The 25,065-nt window shown below is 54.1% G+C and carries 14 protein-coding genes and 2 pseudogenes; 14 read left to right on the plus strand and 2 right to left on the minus strand.

Annotation, left to right across the window (positions count from 1 at the left end; all coding sequences use genetic code 11):
• Nucleotides 1-444: 444 nt before the first annotated feature.
• The 13 genes from ACKGJP_RS07720 to ACKGJP_RS07780 all read left to right on the plus strand — a co-directional run bounded on the left by ACKGJP_RS07720 (nucleotide 445) and on the right by ACKGJP_RS07780 (nucleotide 23,178).
• The gene (locus ACKGJP_RS07720) at nucleotides 445-1,434 is read left to right on the plus strand and encodes a Gfo/Idh/MocA family oxidoreductase (protein WP_409345082.1); all 990 of its coding nucleotides are present in this window, start codon (nucleotides 445-447) and stop codon (nucleotides 1,432-1,434) included.
• Between the two features lie 89 nt (nucleotides 1,435-1,523).
• Nucleotides 1,524-2,363, plus strand: a complete 840-nt coding sequence (locus ACKGJP_RS07725; RefSeq protein ID WP_409345083.1) for an HpcH/HpaI aldolase family protein — start codon at nucleotides 1,524-1,526, stop codon at nucleotides 2,361-2,363.
• Complete coding sequence (locus tag ACKGJP_RS07730; protein WP_409345084.1) at nucleotides 2,360-3,142, plus strand: SDR family NAD(P)-dependent oxidoreductase; 783 nt, start codon at nucleotides 2,360-2,362, stop codon at nucleotides 3,140-3,142. The genes ACKGJP_RS07725 and ACKGJP_RS07730 overlap by 4 nt, the downstream gene beginning before the upstream one ends.
• A 30-nt stretch (nucleotides 3,143-3,172) precedes the next feature.
• Nucleotides 3,173-3,943 carry an SDR family oxidoreductase gene (locus tag ACKGJP_RS07735; RefSeq protein WP_409345085.1) on the plus strand — a complete coding sequence of 257 codons (771 nt, stop codon included), beginning with the start codon at nucleotides 3,173-3,175 and terminating at the stop codon, nucleotides 3,941-3,943.
• 18 nt (nucleotides 3,944-3,961) lie between these two features.
• Entirely contained in the window at nucleotides 3,962-4,891 is a 930-nt protein-coding gene (locus ACKGJP_RS07740; protein ID WP_409345086.1) for an aldo/keto reductase, read from the plus strand.
• 61 nt (nucleotides 4,892-4,952) lie between these two features.
• Nucleotides 4,953-7,253 (plus strand): helix-turn-helix domain-containing protein, encoded by a 2,301-nt coding sequence (locus ACKGJP_RS07745; protein WP_409345087.1) that lies wholly within the window; start codon nucleotides 4,953-4,955, stop codon nucleotides 7,251-7,253.
• A 136-nt stretch (nucleotides 7,254-7,389) separates the two neighbouring features.
• Nucleotides 7,390-8,271 carry a carbohydrate ABC transporter permease gene (locus ACKGJP_RS07750; protein ID WP_409345088.1) on the plus strand — a complete coding sequence of 294 codons (882 nt, stop codon included), beginning with the start codon at nucleotides 7,390-7,392 and terminating at the stop codon, nucleotides 8,269-8,271.
• A 17-nt stretch (nucleotides 8,272-8,288) separates the two neighbouring features.
• Nucleotides 8,289-9,116, plus strand: coding sequence for a carbohydrate ABC transporter permease (locus ACKGJP_RS07755; RefSeq protein ID WP_409345089.1), 828 nt, complete (start codon nucleotides 8,289-8,291; stop codon nucleotides 9,114-9,116).
• 34 nt (nucleotides 9,117-9,150) lie between these two features.
• Nucleotides 9,151-10,302, plus strand: coding sequence for an N-acetylglucosamine-6-phosphate deacetylase (locus tag ACKGJP_RS07760; protein WP_409345090.1), 1,152 nt, complete (start codon nucleotides 9,151-9,153; stop codon nucleotides 10,300-10,302).
• Between the two features lie 775 nt (nucleotides 10,303-11,077).
• Nucleotides 11,078-12,505 (plus strand): ABC transporter substrate-binding protein, encoded by a 1,428-nt coding sequence (locus tag ACKGJP_RS07765; RefSeq protein WP_409345091.1) that lies wholly within the window; start codon nucleotides 11,078-11,080, stop codon nucleotides 12,503-12,505.
• Between the two features lie 457 nt (nucleotides 12,506-12,962).
• Entirely contained in the window at nucleotides 12,963-13,754 is a 792-nt protein-coding gene (locus tag ACKGJP_RS07770; RefSeq protein ID WP_409345092.1) for an IclR family transcriptional regulator, read from the plus strand.
• Nucleotides 13,755-14,410: 656 nt separating this feature from the next.
• Complete coding sequence (locus tag ACKGJP_RS07775) at nucleotides 14,411-20,644, plus strand: glycerophosphodiester phosphodiesterase family protein (protein ID WP_409345093.1); 6,234 nt, start codon at nucleotides 14,411-14,413, stop codon at nucleotides 20,642-20,644.
• Nucleotides 20,645-21,786: 1,142 nt separating this feature from the next.
• On the plus strand, nucleotides 21,787-23,178 hold the full coding sequence (locus tag ACKGJP_RS07780) for a sulfatase (RefSeq protein WP_409345094.1): 1,392 nt from the start codon (nucleotides 21,787-21,789) through the stop codon (nucleotides 23,176-23,178).
• A 548-nt stretch (nucleotides 23,179-23,726) separates the two neighbouring features.
• Here the strand turns inward: ACKGJP_RS07780 and ACKGJP_RS07785 are convergent.
• Nucleotides 23,727-23,858 (minus strand): annotated as a pseudogene (locus tag ACKGJP_RS07785) (GDSL family lipase); the annotation flags it as partial.
• Between the two features lie 5 nt (nucleotides 23,859-23,863).
• On the opposite strand from ACKGJP_RS07785, the pseudogene ACKGJP_RS07790 reads away from it, so the two are divergent.
• Nucleotides 23,864-23,980, plus strand: a pseudogene (locus ACKGJP_RS07790) (GDSL family lipase); the annotation flags it as partial.
• Between the two features lie 152 nt (nucleotides 23,981-24,132).
• Here the strand turns inward: ACKGJP_RS07790 and ACKGJP_RS07795 are convergent.
• On the minus strand, nucleotides 24,133-25,008 hold the full coding sequence (locus tag ACKGJP_RS07795; RefSeq protein ID WP_409345095.1) for a helix-turn-helix domain-containing protein: 876 nt from the start codon (nucleotides 25,006-25,008) through the stop codon (nucleotides 24,133-24,135).
• Between the last annotated feature and the right edge of the window lie 57 nt (nucleotides 25,009-25,065).

The raw sequence follows: 25,065 nt of genomic DNA on the forward strand, positions 1-25,065 counted from the left end.
AGGGGGCTTTTTAAACAACCTCTAATAGTGAATGTGACGGTAAAATAGCGACGTCTGATTCACTATTCGAAGGAATACCTCCATTTTGCCTGAAAATAGTGAAGTTTGCTTCACTGTTAGTGAACCTGGATTCACTATTCGTCGACCTGCCCCCATTTTGCCCGAAAATGTTAGAAAAGTTTGCTTCACGCTTCACTATTCGCTACTATTCCCGTTTCTAGCGAAAACGAGGCTGCTTCTGCCAGCGCTGCCAGAACGAAGCTGAAGCCTGGCGATCATCTTCCGAAGATGAGCCCATTGCCGCAGCCAGGAATCAGGCTCTGCAGATTTCATATTTACAGCCCCTTGCAAGCTGGACTATAATAAACATGTAAATATAGATACGTTGTATCACAATGAGAGACGATAATGTAAAAATAATCGAAGAACGGAGTGATCGAACTCGTGACAGGAGTCAAAACATTCGGCGACTCGTACGGTTTGCCGATCGAGCGCGACACGATCCGGCTGGCCATGCTGGGCATGGTGGACGGGAACGGGCATCCGTATTCCTGGAGCGCCATGTTCAACGGGTACGATCCGGAAGAAATGAAGCATTGTCCGTATGCGGGCATCCCTGCTTACTTGGACAAAGAGCCGAAGGAGACGCTGCGTATTCCGGGCGCCGCCGTCACGCATATTTGGACGGACGATCCGGCCGATGCGATCCGGGTATCACGGGCAGCGCTCATTCCCAACATCTTGCATCGGCCAGAGGATGCGATCGGGCAAGTGGATGCGGTCATCGTCGCGACGGATAAAGGCCACGAGCACGTCGAGCGCTGCCGTCCCTTCGTGGAAGCGGGCATCCCCGTTTTCGTCGATAAGCCGCTTGTCGACAACGAACCGGATCTGCTCATGTTCGCCGAGTGGGTACGGCAGGGGAAAGCGATTTTGTCTTCCAGCTGCATGCGCTACAGCAAGGAGTTCGCACCGTTTCGCCTGTCCACGAACAATCTGGGGGACATCCGGTTCGCCACGATCACGACGCCGAAGACATGGGAGCGCTACGGCATTCATGCGCTAGAGGGGATGTATCCGATTTTCGGTCCCGGCTTCGTTTCCGTCCGCAATACCGGAACCTCGGAGCGGAACGTCGTGCATATGAAGCATGCTTGCGGAGCGGATATCGTGGCGGCTGCCCATGACAGCATGTACGGAGGCTTCGGCCTGCTGCAGCTGGTCGGTACGGCGGGGCACGCCTTCGTTCCTTTCCAAGACACCTTCTATTCGTTCAAAGCGCAGCTGCAAGCGTTTATCGATTACTTGCGGACGGGGGAGCGGCCGTTTCCCTTTGAGGAAATCGTTGAGCTGATGAAATTGGTCATTGCCGGCATACGCAGCCGGGAAGAGGATGGCCGTGAAGTGCTTTTGTCGGAGATCGCCCCGAATTGACGGGAGTCGGAGTCCGGACGAAAACAATCGACAGGCCGGAAAATGGTGGGAGTGCCCGTATGCGGGAGAGAGATGGAGGAGGATGAGCGATGACGGGAATGACATATGCGATGCGCCCGAGCCGGGTGCTGCAAAAGCTTAGAGCAGGGGAAGTCGCCTACTGCACGAAACTGAATTTAGCGGACGCGCGCGCAGCGGAAATCGCTGCGATGAGCGGGTTCGATTGCATTTGGACGGATATGGAGCATGTGGCGAACGATTGGTCGGTCATCGAGAAGCAGATTCTTGCGGCCAAGGCGCATGGCGTGGATACGATCGTTAGGGTGGCGCGCGGAAGTTATAGCGACTATATACGTCCGCTTGAGCTGGACGCGTCGGGGATCATGGTGCCCCATATCATGAGCGCGGCCGATGCCAAAGCCGTGATCCGCAGCACGAAGTTTCACCCGCTGGGCCTTAGGCCCGTGGACGGCGGAAACGCCGACGGCGCTTACTGCAACGTAGAATTCGCGGATTATTTGCAGCAGGCGAACGAGCAGCGCTTCAATATTTTGCAGATCGAGGACGTAGAGCCGGTGGAGGAACTGGAAGAAATCATTTCGCTTCCGGGTCTCGACATGATCTTCTTCGGCCCCGGCGATTTCAGCCAGTCGATCGGCGCTCCCGGGCAGATGGATCACCCGCTGCTGCTCGAGACGCGCAAACGGATCGCCGAGCTCGCCGTCAAGCACGGGAAATTCGCCGGCACGGTCGGCTCGACGGGCAACGCCGAGGCGCTTGTCGAGATGGGCTACCGGTTCATCAGCGTCGGAGCGGACGTCATTTCCCTGACGCAATATTACCGGAATATCGTCGGAGAGCTGCGCAAGCAGGATGTCGGACGGATTACAAGCGTATACTCGGACAAAGCGACGGAGGTTTCGCCATGAACGTGTTGAAATCGTTTTCTCTCGAAGGCAAAGTGGCGCTCGTAACCGGCGGAGCGGGTATGTACGGGCGGCAGATCGCCCTCGCGCTCGCGCAAGCCGGAGCGGTGACGAACATGACGACTCGCGACAGCGGACGGCTGTCGGAGCTCGAGGAGGGCTTTGCCACAGAAGGCGTCAAAGTTCACGCCCACTGCCTCGACCAGGAGCAGGAGGCCTCGATCCTGGAGCTGCGGGACCGGATACTGGCGGAGCACGGCCGTATCGACATTCTCGTCAACAACGCGGTGGCCCGCACGATGGGCTCGTGGGACGATCCGCTGGAAGCGTTCGACCGGAGCATGCGGATCAATGCCTCCGGATTGTTTGCGGTCACGCGCGCCTTCGGCGATCCGATGGCGGAGCAAGGCTCGGGCTCGATCATCAATATCGGCTCGATTCAAGGCGTCGTCGGCGCTGACGGCTCGCTTTACAAGGATATGGGCTTCCATGGCTTCGTGCCCGACTATTTCTTCCATAAGGGCGGGATGGTCAATTTCACCCGTTTCGTGGCGAGCTACTACGGCCCGCGCAACGTGCGCTGCAACTGCCTGAGCCCAGGGGGACTCGCCTCGCACCGCACGCCGGAGACGTTTGTCGAGCGCTACAGCGAACGCACGCTGCTGGGCAGAATGGCGGGCGACAGCGATTTGATGGGCGGCATCGTCTTTTTGGCGTCCGACGCTTCCGCTTATGTGACCGGAGCGAATGTGCCGGTAGACGGCGGCTATACGGCGAAATAGTTCGCAATAGCGACAAGGGGGAACGTGAGCATGTACGAATCGTTGTTTTCGATGGAGGGCAAGACGGTTGTCATAACCGGAGGGAACGGATATTTGGGAAGCGCGCTGGCGCTGGCGCTCGCCGACTTTGGGGCGAAGGTGGTCGTGGCGGACGTAGCGGTAAAAGAGTCCGAGGACGCGCGGCTGGCATCGATCGCTTGCGACGTGTCGGACACGGAATCGATCCGCCGTCTGTTCCGCACGACCGAGGAACGGTTTGGCGGCATCCACGTGCTGATTAACGGAGCGACGTACGGTGCGGGCTACGGACCGGACGGCAAGGTGGAGCGGATGAGCGACGAGGATTGGCAGAAGGGACTGGACGGTGCAGCCGGTACGGTTTTCCGATGCACGAGGGAAGTGATTCCCTATATGGAAAAGAACGGCGGCGGCAGCATCGTCAACTTCGCGTCGATGTACGGGATGGTTTCGCCCGATCCGTCGATTTACGGCGACAGCGGGGCGAACAACCCGGCCAATTACGGAGCCGGCAAAGCCGCGGTCCTGCAATTTACCCGCTACTGCGCGGCTCACCTGGCTTCCAAAGGCATACGCGTCAACAGCGTGACGCCGGGTCCTTTTCCGAATCCGCAGGCGCAGCAGAACAAACCGTTCCTGGAGCTGCTCGGCAAGAAGACGATGCTGGGCCGCCCGGGAAAGGCCGAGGAAATGATCGGGGCGGTGCTGCTGCTCGCTTCCGGCGCTTCCAGCTACATGACCGGATCGAATATCGTCGTCGACGGCGGTTGGACGGCTTGGTAAAGGAGGACGAAGAAGCCTATGAAAAGGAACGCCGGTTCGAATCCGACCAAGCTTACGCTTGGCACGGTACAGCTCGGTTTGCAATACGGCATTCGCAACCGTAACGGCATGCCGTCGGAGGAGAGCAGCTTCGAGCTGCTCCGCGAGGCTTGGGAGGGCGGCGTAGTATCCTATGATACGGCATCGGCCTACGGGAAGTCGGAATCGCTGCTGGGAGACTTTTTCGCAAATAAAGATCCCTTGATCGTAACGAAAATCCATCTTCATCCCGAGCCCGGCTCCAGCCGCGAGCAGATCGAACGGACGATGCGCGAGAGCATCGAAAGCTCCCTGCTGCGTCTGCGGTTATCCGCCATACCGGTATTGATGCTGCATAATACGGACGTTATGAAAGACTGGGGGGAGCAGATTACCGCGGCTTTCCGAACGATGCTCCGGGAGGGCATCATCGGGCAGGCAGGTATTTCCGTTTCGCACAACACGCAGGAAGAGTACGGGGCCTTGTGGAAATATTTAAAGGACGAAACGTATGAAACGGTCCAGATTCCGATGAACCTGCTGGATCACCGCCCTGTGCTTAACGGCTGTCTCGGGATGCTGAGCGAAGCCGGGAAGACGGTATATGTGCGCAGCGTCTTCTTGCAGGGGCTTTTCTATATGAAAGAGGAAGAGCTTCCCGCCGGTCTTCAGGATGCGCGCGAACCGATTGCCGCTTTGCGGGAATTGTCCGAAGCCTATGCGTTTCCGCTGGCGCAAATGGCCGTCTCGTTTATCCGCGATATGGAGGGCGTGCACAGCTTGGTTATCGGTGCCGAAACGAAGGAGCAGGTACGCGAAAATATCGCCTTGATCGGCGGACCGCCGCTGCCGGATCGGCTTAGGGCGGACATTATGACGCGCTTCCGCAGCGTTCCGGAGAAAATCATTACGCCTAACCGGTGGAAATAGGCTTTATTCGGCTGCAGGCTGGCCAGCGTTTCGGCCGATAAAAGGAAAGAGGAGGGTCCATATGCGTTTCCGCCGAGCGATAAGCCGGTTTCATGACATGACATTGGCGAAAAAAATGTGGCTGTCCGTCGCTTTCATATCGCTGCTCACGCTGGCTACGTTTGCCGCCTTGTCGTCCACTCAGATCAAGCAGCTGATTACGGACCGCGAAGGGAAGGTGATGGTGCAGCAGATCGAGTATTATACGAGCAGCATCAATCACTACTTCCAGAACATCCAGAAATCGGCGCAGGTGCTTCTATACAGTCCGACCATTCAGGAGCGCTTCAGCAGCAATATGTCGCAGCTGACCGGCAGCGAGCGAATACGCGCATATAACGAGATCTACGATCACCTGCACCGGATGTGGGACAATTTGTACGGCATCGATGCGGTGTACTTGATCGACCGTTATCAGAACGTGTTCAAGATCAGCGTGGAAGACGCCAATATGCCGACGTTCCTGACGGGAGCGGAATTCGCCAAGCAAGGCTGGTACGACAGACTGGGCAAATCGGACGGCTCCTCGTATTGGTCTTTCGTCCGCTGGAACGAGTCGAAGGCTTCCATCATGATGTTTAATGCGGTGTACGACAAATCCGATTTGTCGCTGATCGGCCATCTCGTCATTTCCGTATCGCCGCAGGTGTTCGACGGCTTCCTGTCGGCTTCGAACCTCGGGGCGGGTACGAACAGCATCATCGATTCCGCGGGAATCGCCTATACGTCCGGAAGCGGGATCGGGGGAGAAGCGCCGGTCGACGTTTCCACGCTCTCGGGCGAAAAGGGCTACGCATCCACCAGGCAGCATGACGAGCCTTACATGCTCGCTTACGCGAAAAACCGGCTCACGGGCTGGACGTTCGTCCATTCCGTCCCGCAGCGAATCGTGCTGAAGGACTTGAAGGATGTCAACGGGCTGTGGCTGTTGTTTCTCATCGTCTCGATTTTGCTGATGACGGTCGCCTCCGCCTTCCTCCTGCGAACGATCACGATGCCGCTGCGCAAAATGGTCAGACTCGTTCGCGAGGTCGAACGGGGCAGCTTGAGCGGACGCTTCAATGTCCTGCACAAAGACGAGCTCGGCAAGCTGGGCCATGCGTTCAACCACATGCTCGACAAGCTGCAGGACGGCATTCCGCTCATCCGCGAGAAATTTATCCGTTCCTTGCTGGAGCGAAGCATGACGGAGGAGGAGCTGCGGGAGTTCGAGCGTAGGCTGGATTTTCGTTTCGAGGGCTCTTGGTATCAGGTCGTGCTGGTATACGTTCGCGATCCGTCCGATGAAAGCGCATTAAGAGGGGCGGAGGCGGCGATTCGGGATATGGAGCTGCGCTGCCGGATGATTTCGGATACGCTGGCGGCCAACCAGTTTTGCCTTATATTCAATTGCCCGGAGGACGAGACGGTCCCCTATCTCGAGCAGCTTATCGGTCATTTGCGCGGGAGCCTGAATCTGCAGCCCTATGCGTTCATCGGGCATGCCTACGACGACCCGAACCTGGTCAAGACCTCCTTCGAGGAAGCGAAAACGCAGCTCAAATACCGGATCAGCGAGCAGATGGACGCGGAGCCGGCCATTTTCTTTCCGGGCGGCGCGTTTGATCACCAATATCCCGAATCGTACGAAAACCGGCTGCTGCATTACATCGGAGAAGGCGATTTCGACATGTGCGCGAACGTCATGGAGGAGCTGATCGCCCATACCCGGACGAAGCAGATCGCCCCTCCCGTCATGAACGCCGTGCTGGCGGCGCTGCACAATCATCTGAACAAACAGCTGATCAAGTTCGGCAATCCCGGCAGTCTTCCGGATGCGGACTGGCTCGCCAAGCTGAACTTGAGCCTCTCGCTCGAACCGTTCGAGAAGAACGGCCGCGATTTTATCGCGCTGCTTCGCGACCGGCTCGGTCCGCTTATTCAGAAGCAAGTCCGGTACAGCCCGAATATCGTCAAGGCGTTCCAACTGATCGGCGAGAAAAGTAGCGATCCCGATTTGACCGTCGATTTTGCGGCGCGAACGCTCGGACTCAACACCAACTATTTCAGCCAATTGTTCAAGAAGGAAGCGGGAGTCGGCTTTGCCGAATATGTAAGCGGTTTAAGGCTGGAGCATGCGCGGCGGCTGCTGCAGGAGACCGGTCTCAAAATCAAGGAGGTAGCCGAAAAGACCGGCTTTGCCGATCCGCATTATTTTGGCGTCTGGTTCAAGGACAACACCGGACTGTCTCCGTCCCAATTCCGGCGCGGCAGCAATCAGCAGCAGGAATTACCCGGCTTGCCGGAGGCCGGCGGCCCCCAAACGGTGAACAAAGCGCAATAATCGGGGACAGCTAATAAAATTCCCCGATTCCTGAGGAATTTCACCTATTTTCCCTTCCGCCGTCTGTGGTACTTTGAGGGCGTGGCGAACGATCGCCGCGCTTTGCAAATTACCGCACAGAGCAGGAGGGGCACAAATGGAAAAAGCGTGGAGTCTGAAGTTCCGGCGCGAACTGAGCGGCTGGCTGTTCGTATTGCCGATGCTGCTTTTTTTTATTGCGTTTGTCGTGTATCCGATCTTTTCTTCCTTTCGGAGCAGTTTGTATGCGTTTAACTATGCCGAGTATACGTTCGCGGGTCTGGACAATTACAAGCAATTGTTCGGCGATTCGCTGTTCTGGAAAGCGGGATGGAACACGCTCGTCTTCGTTCTGTATCTCGTTCCGTCCGTTACGATCCTCGCGCTGGTGCTGGCGGCGGTCATTCATGCTTATCCGAAAAAAATGCAGACGTTTTTCAAGGCGGCCTTCTACATTCCGGGCGTCACGTCCGTCGTCAGTCTGGCGATGGTTTGGGAGTATATGTACAACAACCAGTTCGGTCTCGCGAATTACCTTCTTAAACTGGTGGGGCTGCCTCCCGTCAACTTTCTCGGGTCCGGCTATGCGTACGGCTCGCTTACGGTCATTCTGATCACGATCACGATCGGAAGCGCGATCGTCGTGTTCAGCGCGGCGCTAAACGGCATTCCGCGCGATTTGTACGAGTCGGCATCGCTTGACGGAGCGACGGGAGTGAGCGCTTTTTTCCGGATCACGCTGCCCATGCTGAAGCCGTCCGTCCTGTATGTGGTCGTCACCTCGACGATCGGCGCATTCCAGGTGTTCGCGATTATTTTACTCATGACGGGAGGGGGACCGGCCTATAAGACGACGACGATTCTGATGCTGATTTACCGCGAGGCTTTCATTAACATGAACTTCGGCATCGCCAACGCCATGGGCATTCTGCTCTGTCTCCTCATCTGTCTGATCGCGTTCCTCCAGTTCAAGCTGCTGAAATCGGACATCGAATATTAAGAGAGGAGCGGATGCGAATGTTAAAAAAATGGCCCGTCGTTACGGGAAATGTTGTCATTTGGGTATGTACGCTGTTGTTTCTGTGGCCGTTCTATTGGATGCTGATCGGCTCGTTCAAGCAGTTGAAGGTTGCTTTGCAAATTCCTCCCCAGTGGATTCCGCTGCAGCCGACTCTGGAAAATTTCCGGATTCTTGTGACGGATTTCCCGTTGTTTCGCTGGCTGTATAATAGCATGTTCATCTCCGTCGTGGCGACGCTGCTCGTCATTACGGTCAGCTCGCTATCGGCCTACGCGTTCGCGAAAGTACCGTTTAGAGGCTCCAAATGGGTGTTCGGAGCCATGATCGCCTCCATGGCGATTCCGCATACGGTGCTCCTCATTCCGCTTTTTCAGATGATGAACAAGCTGGAGCTCACCAATACGCTTTGGGGCGTGCTGCTGCCTATCGTCGGCTGGCCGTTCGGCGTTTTCCTGCTGAAGCAATTCATGCAAACGCTGCCGAGCGCGCTGATCGAAGCTGCGAAGATTGACGGCTGCAACGAATGGCAGACGTTTACGAAAGTCATGCTGCCGCTGGCGAAGCCGGGAATTGCGGTGCTGGGCATCTTCACGTTCGTCAATTCGTGGAACGATTACGTCTGGCAGATGATCATGTTAAAAGACAATATGATGTATACGCTGCCCGTAGGCGTGAAAATCGCCAGACAGGTGCAAGAGGTCGACATCAATTACGGAGTCGCGATGGCCGGCGCGTTGTGCGCTACCTTACCCGTGCTGCTCGTATTCCTCTACTTCCAGCGCTATTTCACCGAAGGAGTTACGGCAGGCGCCGTAAAAGGGTAGCTCTGCCGCTGCGACGATTAACGGAGGAGATACGGTGAACGATCAAACGAAGGCGATTGTGAACGGCAGGCTCATCACCCCAAGCGGCCTTATCGAGGAAGGCGTTGTCATCATCGAGGGCGACCGTATTGCGGCGTGCGGCACAGCCGGAAGCGTCGATATTCCCGAAGGGGCTGTTCGGATCGATGCGGAGCGGCAGTATGTAGGCCCGGGGTTTATCGACATTCACTGCCATGGCGGCGGCGGGCACTGGTCCTGGGAGGAGCCGTATCTGTTTGCGCTCGCCCATCTCAAGCACGGAACGACCGGCATCCTGCCGACACTGGTTTACAACCAGAGCAGGGAAGAAATGGTTCAGGGCGTGAGCGCGATTTTGAATGTCGGGGATCGGGCCTACAGCTCCGCCTTATTGGGTATCCATATGGAAGGACCCTTCATCAATAAAAAATACGGGGCGATTACGTCTCCGATCCGGCCCGTTGATCCGGAGGAGTATAACGCGCTTCTGGAGCTGGCCGGCGACCGGATCAAAGTATGGACGTTCGCTCCTGAGCTGGAGGGGCAAGCGGCGTTTGCCGAGGCGGCGTCGAAGTACGGGATCGCCTTATCCGTCGGCCATTCGGAGGCGGAAGCGGAAACGATTTTTGCATTCGTCGACAAGGGATTGAAGCTCGGCTGTCACTGCATGAACGCGTCGGGAACGACGCCTTCTCCCTCCAGATTCGGCGGCACGAGGGAGGTTGGCGTCGACGAAGCCGTGCTCGTTCACGACGACATATATGCCGAGGTCATTCCCGATGCGCAGGGGCTTCACGTCAGGCCGCTCATGTGCAAGCTCATTCATAAGACCAAGGGAACGGACCGGGTCATCATTATTACGGATGCGATCGATGAAGCGGGCGTAGAAGGCGAACCGGGCGGGCCGTATGAGGACGTACGGTTTATCGAAGGCGTCGGGCTGTCCGGCAGCAAGCTGACGATGGACCGTGCCGTGCGAAACATGATGCGCCATACGGGCGCAAGCCTGTCGGATGCGTTCGTCATGGCTTCGTTGAATCCGGCTAAAGTGCTGAAGCTCGATCATCTCCTCGGAAGCTTGGAGCCGGGCAAGCTGGCCGATCTGATCGTAGTGACCGAGGACGTTGAGGTGCGGAAGGTGCTGCTGCGGGGGCGGGTGGTCGAGTAAGCGTGCGAAAGGTACTGCTGCAGGGGCGGCAGTTGGAGTAGGTGAACGGAAGGTACTGCTGCGAGGGCGGTTGGTCGAGTAAGCGTGCGAAAAAAGGGCTGGTCACCATGTCGGAAGCGGCAAGGGCGGCCCTTTTTTTTGTTGAAGGTCATCTCGGCAGCGTGCCGTCGACCTATTCGGTAATGCATTGTCGAGATATTCGTGTATAAACATTCGGCGTTGGATCGCGGGTTCCGCTTCAGCCGCGTTTTGCATGGAATAAGAGTCTCCAGCGTCGTCTAAATCTCCAATATCCGCGAAATTATCGAAATTAGAAGACGCTAACGTCTCTTATATACCGTGCCTGCTGCCTTTCGGCGATGTTTTGCATGGAATAAGAGTCTCTAGCGTCGTCTAAATCGGAGATTTTCCGCGATTTAACGAAATTAGAAGACGCTAGCGTCTCTTATATGCCGCTTCAGCCGTGTTTCGGCGCGACAGGGTGAATATTCGCAGCGCTTATCGGTCGAGCTTATCCGAGCGCCAGAATTTGCAGTCGAAGTACGCCTAACCAAAAGGGCGGAGCGGCCTAATCCTTGCCTTACCACCGTCGAAATCGACAGATTACGGGTCAAATGGACAGAAAATGCGTTATACTGAACAAAACAAACCTTTCCTGACGAATTTCACCTATAGGCTTCGGCCGTACTATGCTACTCTGACGTCAGGCCAATGACGGGATGCAGCATAGCCCGGGCTGAATTCAGAGCACCGTATGAAAGGGAGGGGTATAAAGATGAAAAGTTTCGTTACGGCAGGCAAGCGAAACGCGAGGCGCGGGTTGGCTTTGCCGCTCGTTATGGCATTAGCCGTCTTCATGTTCGGATGCAGTTCCGGTACCGGCGGGGGAGATCAGAAGGGCGCAAAGGAATCCGCCAAGCCGTCCGCAGCAGTCAATGAGCAGGACGAGAAGGTGGAGCTCACCGTCTGGATGACGCAGGTAGGCTCGCTTCGGTCGGGTCAGAAGCCCGGCGATTGGGTGAAGGAAGATCTGGTGCCGGAGTGGAACAAGTTGTACCCGAACGTCAAAGTGAACGTGGAAATGATTCCGTTCGACGGCATTAACGAGAAAATTACGACCGCCATCGCATCGAACACGGCTCCGAACGTGCTGCTGGATACGCCGGTGCGTACGCTTGCTTATGCACAGATGGGAGCCTTGGCTCCGCTCGACGACGTCATTCCTGCCAAGGATTTGGAGCAGATCAAGAAAAATCCCGACGTAATGAAGATGGTATCGGTCAACAACAATATCGTAACGATGCCGTATTCGGCTACGATTTCCGCGCTTATTTTGAACAAATCGCTGTGGAAGGAAGCGGGAGCCGAAAACCTGCTGCCGCAGGACGAATACCGCACGTGGACGCCGGAACAATTCAAGGCTGCTTTGAAAGCGGTTGCCAATAAAGACAAAGGCGTATACGGCATGTCGTTGTTCGCGCTCAACGAGCAAGGCGACCAATTGTACAACAATACGATGGTCGGATTCGGAGCGAAGCTGTTCAACGATGATTACTCGAAATATATTGCGGCAGACAATCCGGCTTCCGAGCAAGCGCTTCAATTTTTCAAGTCGCTCGTGGACGAGGGACTCGTACATCCGCATCCGGAGACGCTATCGGCGGTCAACGCGCTCGACTACTGGAAACAGCGGAAGAACGGCATGGTCGTTGCCGGCACCTCGCATTCGGATCTTGTGAAGAACGGGCTGAAGGACGGCTCGGTTACGGGACCGCATGAGTACATGTACGTCAATTACCCGTCCCCGACACCTGGAAAAGCCGCTCTGAAGATGGAGTTCGGATTCGGCGTCGTGTTTAAAAGCAAAGATCAATTGAAAGAAAAATGGGCGAAGAAATTCCTCTACTGGTCCCAAACCGGCAACCAGACGTATGCGACCGCTTCCAAAGCGTTCAACCCGTTCGGCGAAGCGCCGGCTTGGACGAAGGACGATCCGGAGCTGCAGTTCCTGTACAAGCTGACGACCAAAGCGAAGGAATGGCCGGTGGTAGACCCGGGCTGGGGCATCAAGGGATATCCCGAAATGCGCGCGGCGATGTTCCCGGAAATGCAGCGGATGTTCATCAAGGACGCTACGCCTAAGCAAACGCTCGACGCGCTCAACAAGAAGTTCAACGAGGTTATCAAGAAATACAACAAATAACAAGGCAGTCCTCCGTTCGTTTCGACCGGGGGACTTTTTTACGAACGGATTCATGTTCTTCCTGCCGTCCCCATAAACTGGAATAAAAGAAGAAACGCATGAAGGAAGCCGTCAACATGGGTTGTCCGAGACCGGGGCAGCCCTTTTCCGTTTACCGATGTTCGGCTTGCCCGAGTAGGAAAACGAATCATGTCCGTTTGTAGGGGAGGAGGAATGGACGCCGGTTTTCTTGAAATTTCTGAATGCAATCCACCACTGATTGTTCGATTTCTCGGTAGACTCGACTCGACTCGTCCCTGACAGACGGAGAAGCCGTTTTTCCTTGTCTATTTTGTTGGGCCATAATTTGATATAATAGATCGTACCGCAATACGAGACGGCGGAGTCGGATGTTGACGATAAGCAGCCGCGGCTCGATTCATCTAGCAATCAACTTTCCCGAGGAGACCGTGATCGGATGGAAACCAAAAAAACGGCAAAAGAAGCGCCTTATTTCATGATTCAGTCCGTAGACCGGACGCTGTCGATCCAGCAATGCTTTATTGAAGAGAGACGCCCTCTCGGCGTCAGCGAAGTGGCCCGCAAGCTGGGGCTGAACAAAAGCGTCGTGCATCGGCTCATGCTGACGCTGCTGACTCACGGGTATTTGCAGCAGCTCAAAAATACGGACAAATATATGGTCGGTCCGAAGGCGTTCGAGCTCGGCTCGGTATTTACGAATTCGACCAATCTGGTCGACGAAGGCAAGAAAGTTTTGATCGAATTGGTCGATCGGACCAGCTTTACGGCTCATCTTGCGATACTGGAGAAGGACTCCGTGCTCTATCTGGTCAATGTGGAGCCCGATCATTTGAAATATTTGTTCGGCGCCGTAGGGCAACGTCGGCCCGTCTACAATACGGCGCTCGGCAAATGCCTGACCGCATGGCTGCCCGAGGAGCACGTCGTCAAAGTGATGGAGGGCTGCGCATTCGAGAAAATGACCGACTACACGATCACTTCGCTGGATTCGTTCCTGAAGGAGCTGGAGCGGGTGCGCCAAGTCGGCTTTGCCGTCGATAACGAAGAATCGAGCTATGGCGTGCGCTGCTTTGCGGCGCCGGTGCTCGGCAAGGACGGCGACGTCATCGCCGCCATCAGCATTAGCGGCTACGGCGTAGCCGAGGAGAAGATCAACGAGCTGGGCATCACCGTAAAAAATCTCGCATCGCAATTGTCGCGCAGAATCGGGTATTTTGCCAATCCTTGAGCCACGTCCTCCGGTTAAAGCGATCGGAAGGTAAAACAAAGATTTTGTCCATAGAGCGGAAAGAAGCCGGAAGCCTCGACATTCGGCTTTTTCCGTATGTTTGCATGTCTTCAGATCGAAGACGGAACAAGTACAGAGATGATTCGAAAGTAAAGAAGCGATTATAGGAATACGCGAAGGATTGCATTTTGTAACACAAATGAAATATTTCTGTGATGTTCCCATAACATCGCCCAGTTAATATAATAAGCAAGACCCCCTTTTAATGATATATATCTTGCAGAGCCCACCCCGACGGTGCGGCTCTCTTTTTTTATGTCGACCTGGTAACGGCTTTACTCCTGTATCAGAAACGGACTAAAGAAATCGTTTTGTCAAAAAGCGCTGCTTAAGATGCTGATCGTCCTGCGTCTTGAGTGGCGTTTTTTTACATTCCGCAGAGGCCGGATACTTCGCATGGGTATAAATCACCAGGCTCTTGCACGCGAATGGATCGATTGCTAGGAAATAGGATCTGGATGGGTGGTTTGGAAGCTGCTTTGAGATGGTTTCGCTCCATAAAATCTTTACGCCAAGCTGATTTTCAGCTTACAAAACTAAGGTAACGTATAGCTGTGCTCTTTCAACTCCATTTCCGGAAAAGAGGAATGCCAAGCATGAAACGCGGTAAAAAAATGGTGTCTTCTCTGCTTGCTTCAGCTCTAATCATCGGCTTACTGCCGGTGCATGCGCAAAAAGCCGAGGCTGCGGAAGCGCGTAAGTCGCTGCCGATTCAGAAAACGTTAACGGAGCCGATCATCGACGGCAGTTTGGACGAGTCCGTATGGTCCGTCAATCAGGACGTTCAGAAGGTCTTGAACGGGGAAGGAGCCGATGCGCTTCGCTCCAAATTCGGCATGACATGGGACAGCAAGTATCTGTACATCGGCGTGGCGACGGAAGATAGCAATTTGGCGAATAGCCCGAATGTCGACAAGGACCCGGCTAATGTGGCGGGCGACTATTACTGGGATCATCCGAACGTAACGATTTTCCTCGATCCGACGCTGCATCAGTCTGAGCCTTATCAAGGCAAAGACGTGCAACTGGGTTTCGTGTACAAGCCGAATACGACGACGCCGTATTTCAGCTTCGGAGCGGCCGACACCAACAAGAATCGGGATGAAAAGCAAATTTTGCGCGCGATCAAGAAGACCGACAAAGGCTGGAACCTCGAAGCGGCCATACCCTGGAAATTCCTTGATTTCGATCCGCAGCTGATGAAGCAGCTTGGCATGGAAATGACGGTCGGAACCAGCTTTATTAAAGAGGGCGGGAAAACGGTCAAGCCTTCGCTTGCATGGAGCGCTTTTGAATCGCAATCATTCTGGAACGATACGCGCGGTTACGGAACCGTTAAGCTGGAGGAATCGAGTCCGGTATCGGGTCAGGTTAACGATATATTGCTAAACGAGAATTTCGACGGCTATGCGAACGGACAAATTCCGTTCGGATGGATTTCCAATGTGAGCGGCAGCAGTAAGCCTTTTGGCGTTATAAATGACGTGTATGGCGACGGACGGCTTGTTTTTGACGACAACGCGTCAGGCAAGCAGGCCCGGATTTTTGCTCCCGTGCAGTGGGACAACTACGTGGTGGAAGCCGATCTGCAGTTCCAGGGTGTAATCGACTCGGGGCGCTGGGCATCCTTGATGTTCCGTGCACCGTCGGCCGGTGTGCACCCTTACAACCAGATGGCCGTAAGGCAAAGCGGAGCTTTTGAGATTGCGCTGCGCAACGCTTCGAACGGCTGGGACGTGCCGGTAAAAGGCAATTGGGGAAAAGCGCTTGACCTAAACAAGGATTATTCGTTCAAGGTTAGAGTGTTCGATAATAATGTGAAGGAGTATTTGAAAGCGGCGGATAGCGCTACCTATGATTTGCTGACCGACAAATGGATGAACAGTTTTTTGCTGGAGCGGGGCAAAGTAGGCTTTCAAGCGGATCAAAGCAAAGTATCGGTCAAAAGCTTGAAGGTGACGCGCATTCGAGTCGAAAACTTGGATATTGCGCTGCCGGCCCAAGCGGAAGCGTTGACGGGGCCGATTGGCGTGCAGAACGAGGTGACTTTCTCCGACGGCATCAAAGAGGCGGTCCCTGCGGATCGGATTAAATGGTCTACGTCGAACGCCAACGTCGTCCGGGTTGTCGATAACCAGTTGGTTCCGCTCCAAGCGGGAACCGCAACGTTAACGGCGGTTTACGACAATGCCGTGGTCACCCGTCAGATCCAAGTAACGCCGTCGCTCCAAGGTAAGCAAGTCGCGTCTCTTCGCCATCACGCAGGTTATTTGCTGGCTAACGTTGACGAGGCTATGGATTTGAACGGTGTGGAGTTTCAGGCGGAGTATAACGATTTCTCGACAGGAACGGTAAAGGGCGGGGAGCTGACTTGGAACGCCGACAGCGGCATTGCTGTCATTAGCGGCGGAAAGCTGACCCCCAAGCAGAAGGGTATGCATAAGGTACGTGTTTCGTCCGGAAGCGGCGCAATCGATATGATCGTTGTGGCCAAACCGGCTGCCGAGAGTGAATATGTGCTGTATGAGCAGGATTTTACGAACCTGGCGGACGGCGCCTTGCCGGACGGCTGGAAAATCGTCGAGCAACCGGCCGGTACGACTGCAGGCGTAAAGAACGGTGCATTCGAAATCAACGCGACTGCAGCCGGGTCGGCTGTTCGCGTATTGCTGCCGGCGGAGCTGAAGCTGTTCGGCAACTACAAGATCGAAGCCGACGCCACTCATGTAAAAGCGAACGATGCGGCACGCTGGCATTCGATCATGTACCGCGTGCAAAATGATAATTATCCGTACTATCAGATGGCGGTCAGACAAAACGCGACGGCTTCGAACGGAGTGGAATTTGCCGAACGGACGCCGGCTAACGGCTGGAACGTCATGGAAGCCAAATCCTACAAGGAAGCGATTCAACCGGATAAGCTGTACCATTATACGGTGAAGGCGTATGGAGACAGGGTACAGCAGTTCGTTAACGATGAGCTGGTGGTAAATACGGGCGCCGCGCAAAGCTACCTGAAGGGCGGCATCGGCCTGCAGGCGAACGGAAGTCTGATGAAAGTGGCCCGCGTGAAAGTAACCTTGCAGCAGGAGGCGCTTCCCAAGCTGCCGGACAGCAGCTTCGTCAACGTCATGGAGCCGGCGACGAAAATAGCTTTGGCACCGACGGTAGTGGGCGCGATCGAAAGCGCGGATCAAGCTCTGGTCTTGAACCCGGCCAAGCTGCCGGCCACGGTGATGCTGCATGTGAACGAGGCGCTGCAAGTGACCGCTATGAATAAGGAGCAGATTTTGACTCCGCTTAAGGATGCGCTCTCGCTTTTGGGCGGTAAGGCGATTCCTGCCTTCTACGTGCATGATCAACAAACGGTCGTGAAACTCGTAGACTACTTGAGAACGGAAGGGATTGCCGACGCCTTCGTCGTCTCCGATCGGCCGGAGCTGGTCAAGCAGGCGCGCGTCGCTTATCCGATCGTTCGCGGCATTGTCGATTTCCCGCAAGCAGCGGCGGAATTGACGCATGAACAGCTGATGGACATCCGCAGAACGACCAACGCCAGTCTGGCGAAAATTGCGCTTTTGCCCGAGCGCGCCGCTTCCCCCGATCAAGTGGAGTATTTGCAGGAGCGGCTTATTACGGTATGGGCGAAGCAGGCGGAGCAAGCATTCGTGCCGGATGCAGTCTCTCATCACAGGCTGATTACGGCCGGAGTCAACGGCATCGTCACGCGTTCCCCGGAAACGCTAGTCGATGCGCTCGCCTTTTACAACCATAACACGACGCTCATTCGTAAACCGTGGATCATCGGTCACCGGGGAATTCCCGGGCTGGCTCCGGAGAATACGCTGGAGAGCGCGATTCTGGCCTATGAGAAGGGCGCGGATATCGTCGAGAACGACGTATATATTACGAAAGACGATAAGGTCGTCATCATTCATGACGATACGCTGGACCGCACGACGACGGGAACCGGGAAGGTCGAGGATTATACGCTTGCGGAGCTGAAGAAGCTGCTTGCGAACAAGCAGTTCCCGGATCAGTATCCGGCTGCCCGCATTCCTACGCTGGAAGAGTTTTTTCAAGAGTTCAAAGGAAAAGACTTGCTGCACTTCATCGAGATCAAAACCTACAATCCGAGAGTCATCGATCCGATGCTCGCATTGATCAAGCAGTACGATGTGGAAGACCAGGTCGTGATGATCTCGTTTATTCCGGATCAGATCAAGCGCATCAACGACAAGCTGCCGGGCATGTCCAACGGCTTGCTTACCGGCGGACAAGCCAACGATACGGATATAAGCCGATCTCTTTATCGGGTGTTGGATACCGTTCAGCCGCTTAATACGACGTTCAATACGAGCTATCCCGGCTTCGGCAAACCGTTCTTGGAAGCCTCCAAGCACCGGGGCATTACGGTATGGCCTTGGACGTACCGGGATATCAACGAATATAAAAAGGCTTTCGCCATGGGCGTCTACGGTCTGACGAACGATTACAGCCATTGGTCCTCCGACTGGGCCGACCGGATTCGTCCTGCCCAAGACAAGGTGGAACTGAAGATTGGCGGTCAAGCGGATTTGAAAGCAAGCGTGCGCACGTATAAGGGCGCAACGACCGTTATAACGCCGGAAGTCGCGGTGCTGAGCGGACATGACCTGATCGAAGTAAACGGCGGCACGGTGAAAGCCAAAAGGGGCGGAACCGCCTATGTGGCTTTGCGCTATACTCAAGCAGCAGCCGATTCTCCTGTTTACGACATGTACACGCAGCCTGTCGCCATTGAGGTGAAAGATCCCTATGCGCCGCTGCGCGCTCTGATCGAGGAGGCGCAAATTTCACGCGATACGGCAGTCGAAGGCGATGATGCGGGACAATATCCTGCCGGTGCGAAGGCGAGCCTGCAAGCGGCGATCAACAAAGCGAAAAACACGGCAGACCGGGAGAACGCAACGAGCGAAGAGCTTGCTGCCGCGGAATCGGAGCTGCTTGCAGCCCTGAAGCTCTTCAAGTCGCAAGCGCATGATTCATCGCCGAAATCGATTGCGATCGATCAGCCGACGGTAAATCTTCCGCTGGGTAAATCCGTCAAATTGCATGCGACGGTACAACCAAGTTATGCGTACGATAAAACCGTAACTTGGTCGGTATACAGCGCGACCGGCGATGAGGTGGTTAAGGTAACGCCGGAGGGCGAAGTGTCGGCTCATGGCTTCGGGACGGCCGTCGTCCGGGCGAAAAGCGTCGTAGAGAGCGTCTACGCGGACAGCACCATTACGGTAGATCATGCCAGCGAAGTGCAAGTCGAGGAAGTGAAGTTGGATCGGACGGCGGCGACGCTGACCGTTGGGGAGAAGCTGCAGCTGAAGGCAGAGGTTGTGCCGGGTGATGCCTTGAACCGGACGGTAGTCTGGTCCGTATACGGCTCTACGCCGGCAAATGCGGCCGCAGTGACGAACGGCGGCTTGGTAACGGCGCTGTCGCCGGGTACTGCCGTCATTCGCGCTGCAAGCGGCGGAAATGCGTCCAAATATGCGGAGATGACGCTTCAAGTGAAAGCGGCGGCTACCCCGGGGCCGGAACAGCCCGGCACAACGGATCCGGTACCTCTACCGGCGCCGACGACCAAACCCGCTGACAAAGCTCCCGAAATTTCAAACGGCCATGTTGTCGTGGAAGGGAAGCTGGAGCAGGCAAACTCAACCGCCAAAGCGGCAATTAACGCGGAAGAGTTTGCAAAGGCGCTGAAGGGCACCGAAACGGGCGAGGATGGCGTGAAGAAGATCCGCATTGAAGTCAAGGGCAGCCAAGGAGCGGCGAACGTCGAGCTATCCCTGCCGCCGGAGGCTTTTGCGCAAATGGAGATGAACCTTCGTATCGAAATCGTAACGGAGCATGCGGTCGTGACCTTGCCTTCCAATTTCCTGAAGAACGGGCAAGGAAAAGCCGGGGAAGCGGTCAGTCTGGTTGTAAGCAAGGTCGACCATTCGCAGTTGTCCCCTGCTCAGCAGCAGCAAATAGGGAGTAGCCCCGTCATCAATCTGGACGTGAAGCAGAACGGGCAGGTGCGCGCTTGGAGCAATCCGGAAGCGCCTGTGCAAGTGTCGATTCCATATACGCCTTCTGCGGCGGAAATGAAAAATCCGAACGGAATCGTCATCTGGTATCTGGGTGCCGGCGGCAAGGCTGAGGCTGTACCGAGCGGCAAATTCGATCCGGCAGCGAAATCCGTACGCTTTACCGTGAATCATTTTAGCCGGTATGCCGTTGCGTTCGTCGATAAAACGTTCGCCGATCTTGCCGCTCACGCCTGGGCGAAGGCTTCGATTGATGCGCTTGCCGCCAGGGACGTGATTCAAGGAATGGAGGCCGATGCCTATGGGCCGGCGCTGGACATGACAAGGGCGGATTTCGTGACGATCCTGGTCCGTGCGCTCGGCTTGCAGGCAGCTATCGGCGATAACTTTAAGGACGTAACTAGCAGCGATTATTATTATGAAACGGTCGGCATCGCTAAGAAATTAGGCCTTATTGAAGGGCAAGACGGCAATAGCTTCAATCCGAAGGGGAAAATCTCCCGGCAGGATCTGTTCACGATCGTGAGCAGAGCACTCTCGAAGACGAGCAAGCTTTCCTTGAGCGGAAGCGCAAGCGTGCTGGCGGGCTATTCGGACGGTTCGAAAGTGGCCGCATACGCGATTGACAGCGTGTCCGGGCTGATTGCCGCCGGACTGGTCGAAGGCTCAGGAAACGCGCTAAATCCGGAGGGCTTCGCCACAAGGGCGGAAACGGCCGTTATGATGAACCGCATCCTGAACAAGATTTACGAGTAATCTTCACCGGTAACGGCTGCTTGCCGGTCAGGCTGCAGCCTGCAACCTGTGGGCTGCGGGGTTAGTCCTAGAAGGGGCTTTCCTGAAAAGGAAAACTGCTTGGAAGTATGGTTTTTATCGCAAAAAGGGTTGAGCGGCATAGGATGCCTGCCCAGCCCTTTTTTTTAGCACGGCGCGCAGCTCCTTGTGTGCTGTGCGGCTTAGCATGGCGGCGGTTTGCCCGCTATTTTGTGGAGAGGTACCTTTTTTGTAAGAGGGGGACGAGAATCTGTTCATAGTGAACTAAAGTTCACTATGTATGAATCAATGTTCACTATTTTTACTCCATTTGCCCTTTTTCCGGCGGATAGTGAAGCAAACGGGACTATTTGGCCGGGAGGTTCACTATTAGTGAGGTTTTCTTCACTATTTCGCGTGAAGGGGCATTTTTGAGCTCGGATAGTGAATCTAGGTTCAGTAATAGTGAATCCAGATTCACTATCCTGCCGGTCTTCTGTTAGACCTGCTCGTTTTGTTGAGGCCAGTAAGAGGAAGCTAGTTTGGGGCTCAGTTGGAGGAGGCTAGCAAGAGGTAGTTAGTTTGGGGCTCAGTTGGAGGAGGCTAGCAAGAGGTAGTTAGTTTGGGGCTCAGTTGGAGGAGGCTAGAAGAGGAGGTTAGTTTGGGGCTCAGTTGGAGGAGGCCAGTAAGAGGAAGCTAGTTGGGGGCACAGTTGGAGGAGGCTAGCAAGAGGAAGTTAATCGGGGGCTCAATTGAAGGAGGCCAGTAAGAGGAAGTTAGTCGGGGGCTCAATTGAAGGAGGCCAGTAAGAGGAAGTTAGTCGGGGGCACAGTTGGAGGAGGCTAGTAAGAGGAAGCTAGTTGGGGGCACAGTTGGAGGAGGCTAGTAAGAGGAAGTTAGTCGGGGGCTCAATTGAAGGAGGCTAGTAAGAGGAAGCTAGTTGGGGCATAGTTGGAGGACTCTGCAAACGAATTATAGTTTAATGGAGGGATAAATCTCGCATATTCGAGCAAAAGTGGCTTATTTACGTGAGGGAATAGGTTCAGTATGCTTAGCAGGATAGTAAGGGGTTTCAAAAGACGGTGAAGAAGTCAGCCTCAACTCGATTCTTTCTCATAAATACTCAGCTGAAAGGAATAGACATCATGACAAAACGTAAGCCTAATGTGTTGTTCGTGTTTCCCGATCAATGGCGCAAGCAAGCGATCGGATTTCTTGGCGAGGATCCGGTGATGACGCCGAACGTCGATCGGTTTGCCCGGGAAAGCATGTTTCTGGACAACGCGATCAGTTGCTTTCCCTTATGCTCGCCGAACCGTTCCTCGATGCTGACCGGCCGCTATCCGTTATCGACCGGCGTGACGACGAACTGCAAGCTCGGCCTGAATGTCGCCATGAAGGCGAACGAAAAGACGATCGGAAATATGCTGAAGGATGCCGGGTACGCCACAGGATATATCGGCAAATGGCATCTCGATGAGCCGGAGCAAAATCGCGAGCAAAAGCCCTTATCGGGCGCCGCGCACTGGGACGCTTATATTCCCCCGGGAGACAGACGGTTCGGCTTCGATTTTTGGTATGCCTACAATGCGTATGACCGGCATCTCTCTCCCCACTATTGGAAGGACAGCCCGGAGATGATCGAGGTCGACGAATGGTCGCTGCAGCACGAAACGGATGTAGCCGCCGATTTCATCCGGGGCCGCGACAAGGAAAAGCCGTTCGCGTTGTTCCTTTCTTGGAACCCGCCTCATCAACCGTTCGATGAAGTTCCGGACAAGTATAAAGCGATGTATGCGGACATGGAAATTGACTTCCGTCCGAACATGCTCGAGGGGGAGGCCAAGCAGCAAGCGGTCGATCATTTGCGCGATTATTACGCTGCGGTAACGGGTATGGACGAACAGTTCGGCCGGCTGCTCGAATTGCTGCGGGAGGAAGGCATAGAAGACGAGACGATCGTCGTGCTGACGTCAGATCATGGAGAGCTGATGGGCGCTCACAACTGGGCGGAGCACAAAAACATTTGGTACGAGGAAGCCATCGTCGTACCGTGCATGTTCCGCTGGCCCGGGGCGATCAAGAACGGCGGAAGCGACGTGCTGTTCAACAGCGTCGACTTGGTCCCTACGCTGCTTGGCTTGATCGGTTTGGAGGTACCTTCCCGCGTGCAGGGGACCGATCTTTCTACGGTTATGCTGGAGGGAGAGGCGCCATCCGCCCGGCCGAAGTCCGCTTTTATTTGCCATTACCCGGGAGCGCTCCCGGAGCATGCGGAAGCGGCAAGGACCGGGCAGGACATAAATGCATATGGCTGGCGGGGGGTCAGGACCGCAAGCCATACGTACGTGGCCCAGAAAGCCTTCGGCTCGAATGTGCCCGAAAGGCTGCTGTTCGACAACATCACGGATCCTTTCCAGTTGTCGCCGAAACGGATCGCGGATCCGAAAGAAGATGAAATGGCTGAGGAGCTCGAAAAGGAGCTTCAGCAGTGGCTGGAACGAATCGGCGATCCGTTTTCGCTTAACGGCGCGTAATCCTAACGACTCGATAATAATAATGGCTCGGCGGAAAGCTTCCCGGATAACGGCCAGCACTTGGCTCCCTTGTTTCTTAATCCTTAATATCTATCCGTTCCATGATTTTCTTGGATATTCGTAATGGCATCGTACATAGTGCTAACCTTTGCGTAATATTGAGCGATTATCAAATCGATCACAGAAGATCACCTCTTAGGAGTATTGGACTTTTAAGGGATTCTCGAATGCATGCCGAACAGCTTTCTTTACATAATTTAGGACCTGCTCCGGATTGCCATACGCAATGCCACCGTCACTGTAACGGATCGGCCAATCGCAGAAGTACCCATCAGAGACGCACATATGATCACGATCACAATTGAATTCCTCCTGAGGAAGTATTATTTTGACAGACAAAAGGAACCGACAAAACGGTCCCCCTTCATCGGAAATACGCAGCGGAAACCGCTGTTTACCGATTCCTACATTGGTAAATGGCTATTCATCTGGATTATGAATAAAGGAAAGATCTTGGGAATCGACAAATATGCTTTCTCTTACTGATCTTTGAGCACTTCGTCAAAAGCCGCTTGCGTATCAACAAAAATTGCCCCGTTTTCTTCCGCTATTTTCACAATCGCTCCGTATTGATCCATTTTTTGACGCATTTTATCATTGCGATTTTCTTCGATATAGTAAGAAGAAGTATGCCGCAACTCTGGCCTGGGATCGTATGCATCCTTCCTATGCCGGACATATGGTATTGGCGCGCGCATTTTTGAATAAGATCGGATTTGATTGGTTAAGAAAAAACAGCTGATTCTTGGTTGCGTAATGTACAAGAGACCGTTACAAAAAGTCAGTTTTCACTAGCTTTTTGTAACGGTCTTTCTTACCACATAAGAAGTATAAGTTGTTTACTCGATTCTTCGGGTGAAAGTGCAGTACGGGCGTTTAATATTTGTTGAAGGATTATAGATCAAATCCCTTACGAAATTGCAATGGTGTGTATCCATTTTTTTGTTTAAAAACTTTACTGAAATGCCCTACATCGTAAAATCCTATTAAACCGGCAACTTCTGTAATGCTAATATTTGAATCCAATAGCAGTTGTTTGGCACGGTGTAAGCGAACATCGGTAACCATTTGCATAGGAGTCATCCCGAACAGCTTCTTAAACTCGCGTAAAAAATGAAAGGAACTCATGTTGGACTGACTGCTAATTTCCTCTAAATTTATTTTATTCGCATACTGTTTTTCTATGTAATCCACTGCTGGCTTCAACTTCGCGTATTGTTCAATATAGCGGATAGGACTTACATCTAAACTAATTTCAATAGCGTACATGCGTAAAATGGATACGATAAATGAATAGATCTCCGAAATAATTAACAATTCATAGCCAATAAGATTGGATGTATGTTCTTCCTGTACCGTTTTGAACCCTTCATTTAATTTAGGCCAAAGCTTATGGGCAGGCGTATAGTGGTTGCGGATTTTGCGATGTCCCAGCAAAGATGAAATCCATAGGTCTGTTTCCTGGTTTGCAATGGCGCGGTACAGCAAAACTCGATCGAAGAGCATGCCGTGGATCATCGGATCGACCTCTTCGTCTTTATTCATCACAGAATGAACTTGGCGGCTGTTAAAAAAGAAAATATCGCCTTCTTCACCGATGTAAGTTAGCTCGTCGACTTTAACTTGAACGGAGCCTGAAACAACTTGAATGATTTCCAGTTGTTCGTGCCAGTGCGGCAGGACGAGATAATTGTTATTCATCTGCTTTACTCGCGTTATTTTGAATGGGAATCGTTGGTTATAATCTATAGTCTGCCGTTGGGTTTCCATTTGATGGCCCCTCCCCCTTGCAAGCGCTTCCTCGGATACTATTCATTATACTCTATT

Source organism: Paenibacillus litoralis, assembly GCF_046244365.1.
GTDB lineage: Bacteria > Bacillota > Bacilli > Paenibacillales > NBRC-103111 > Paenibacillus_V.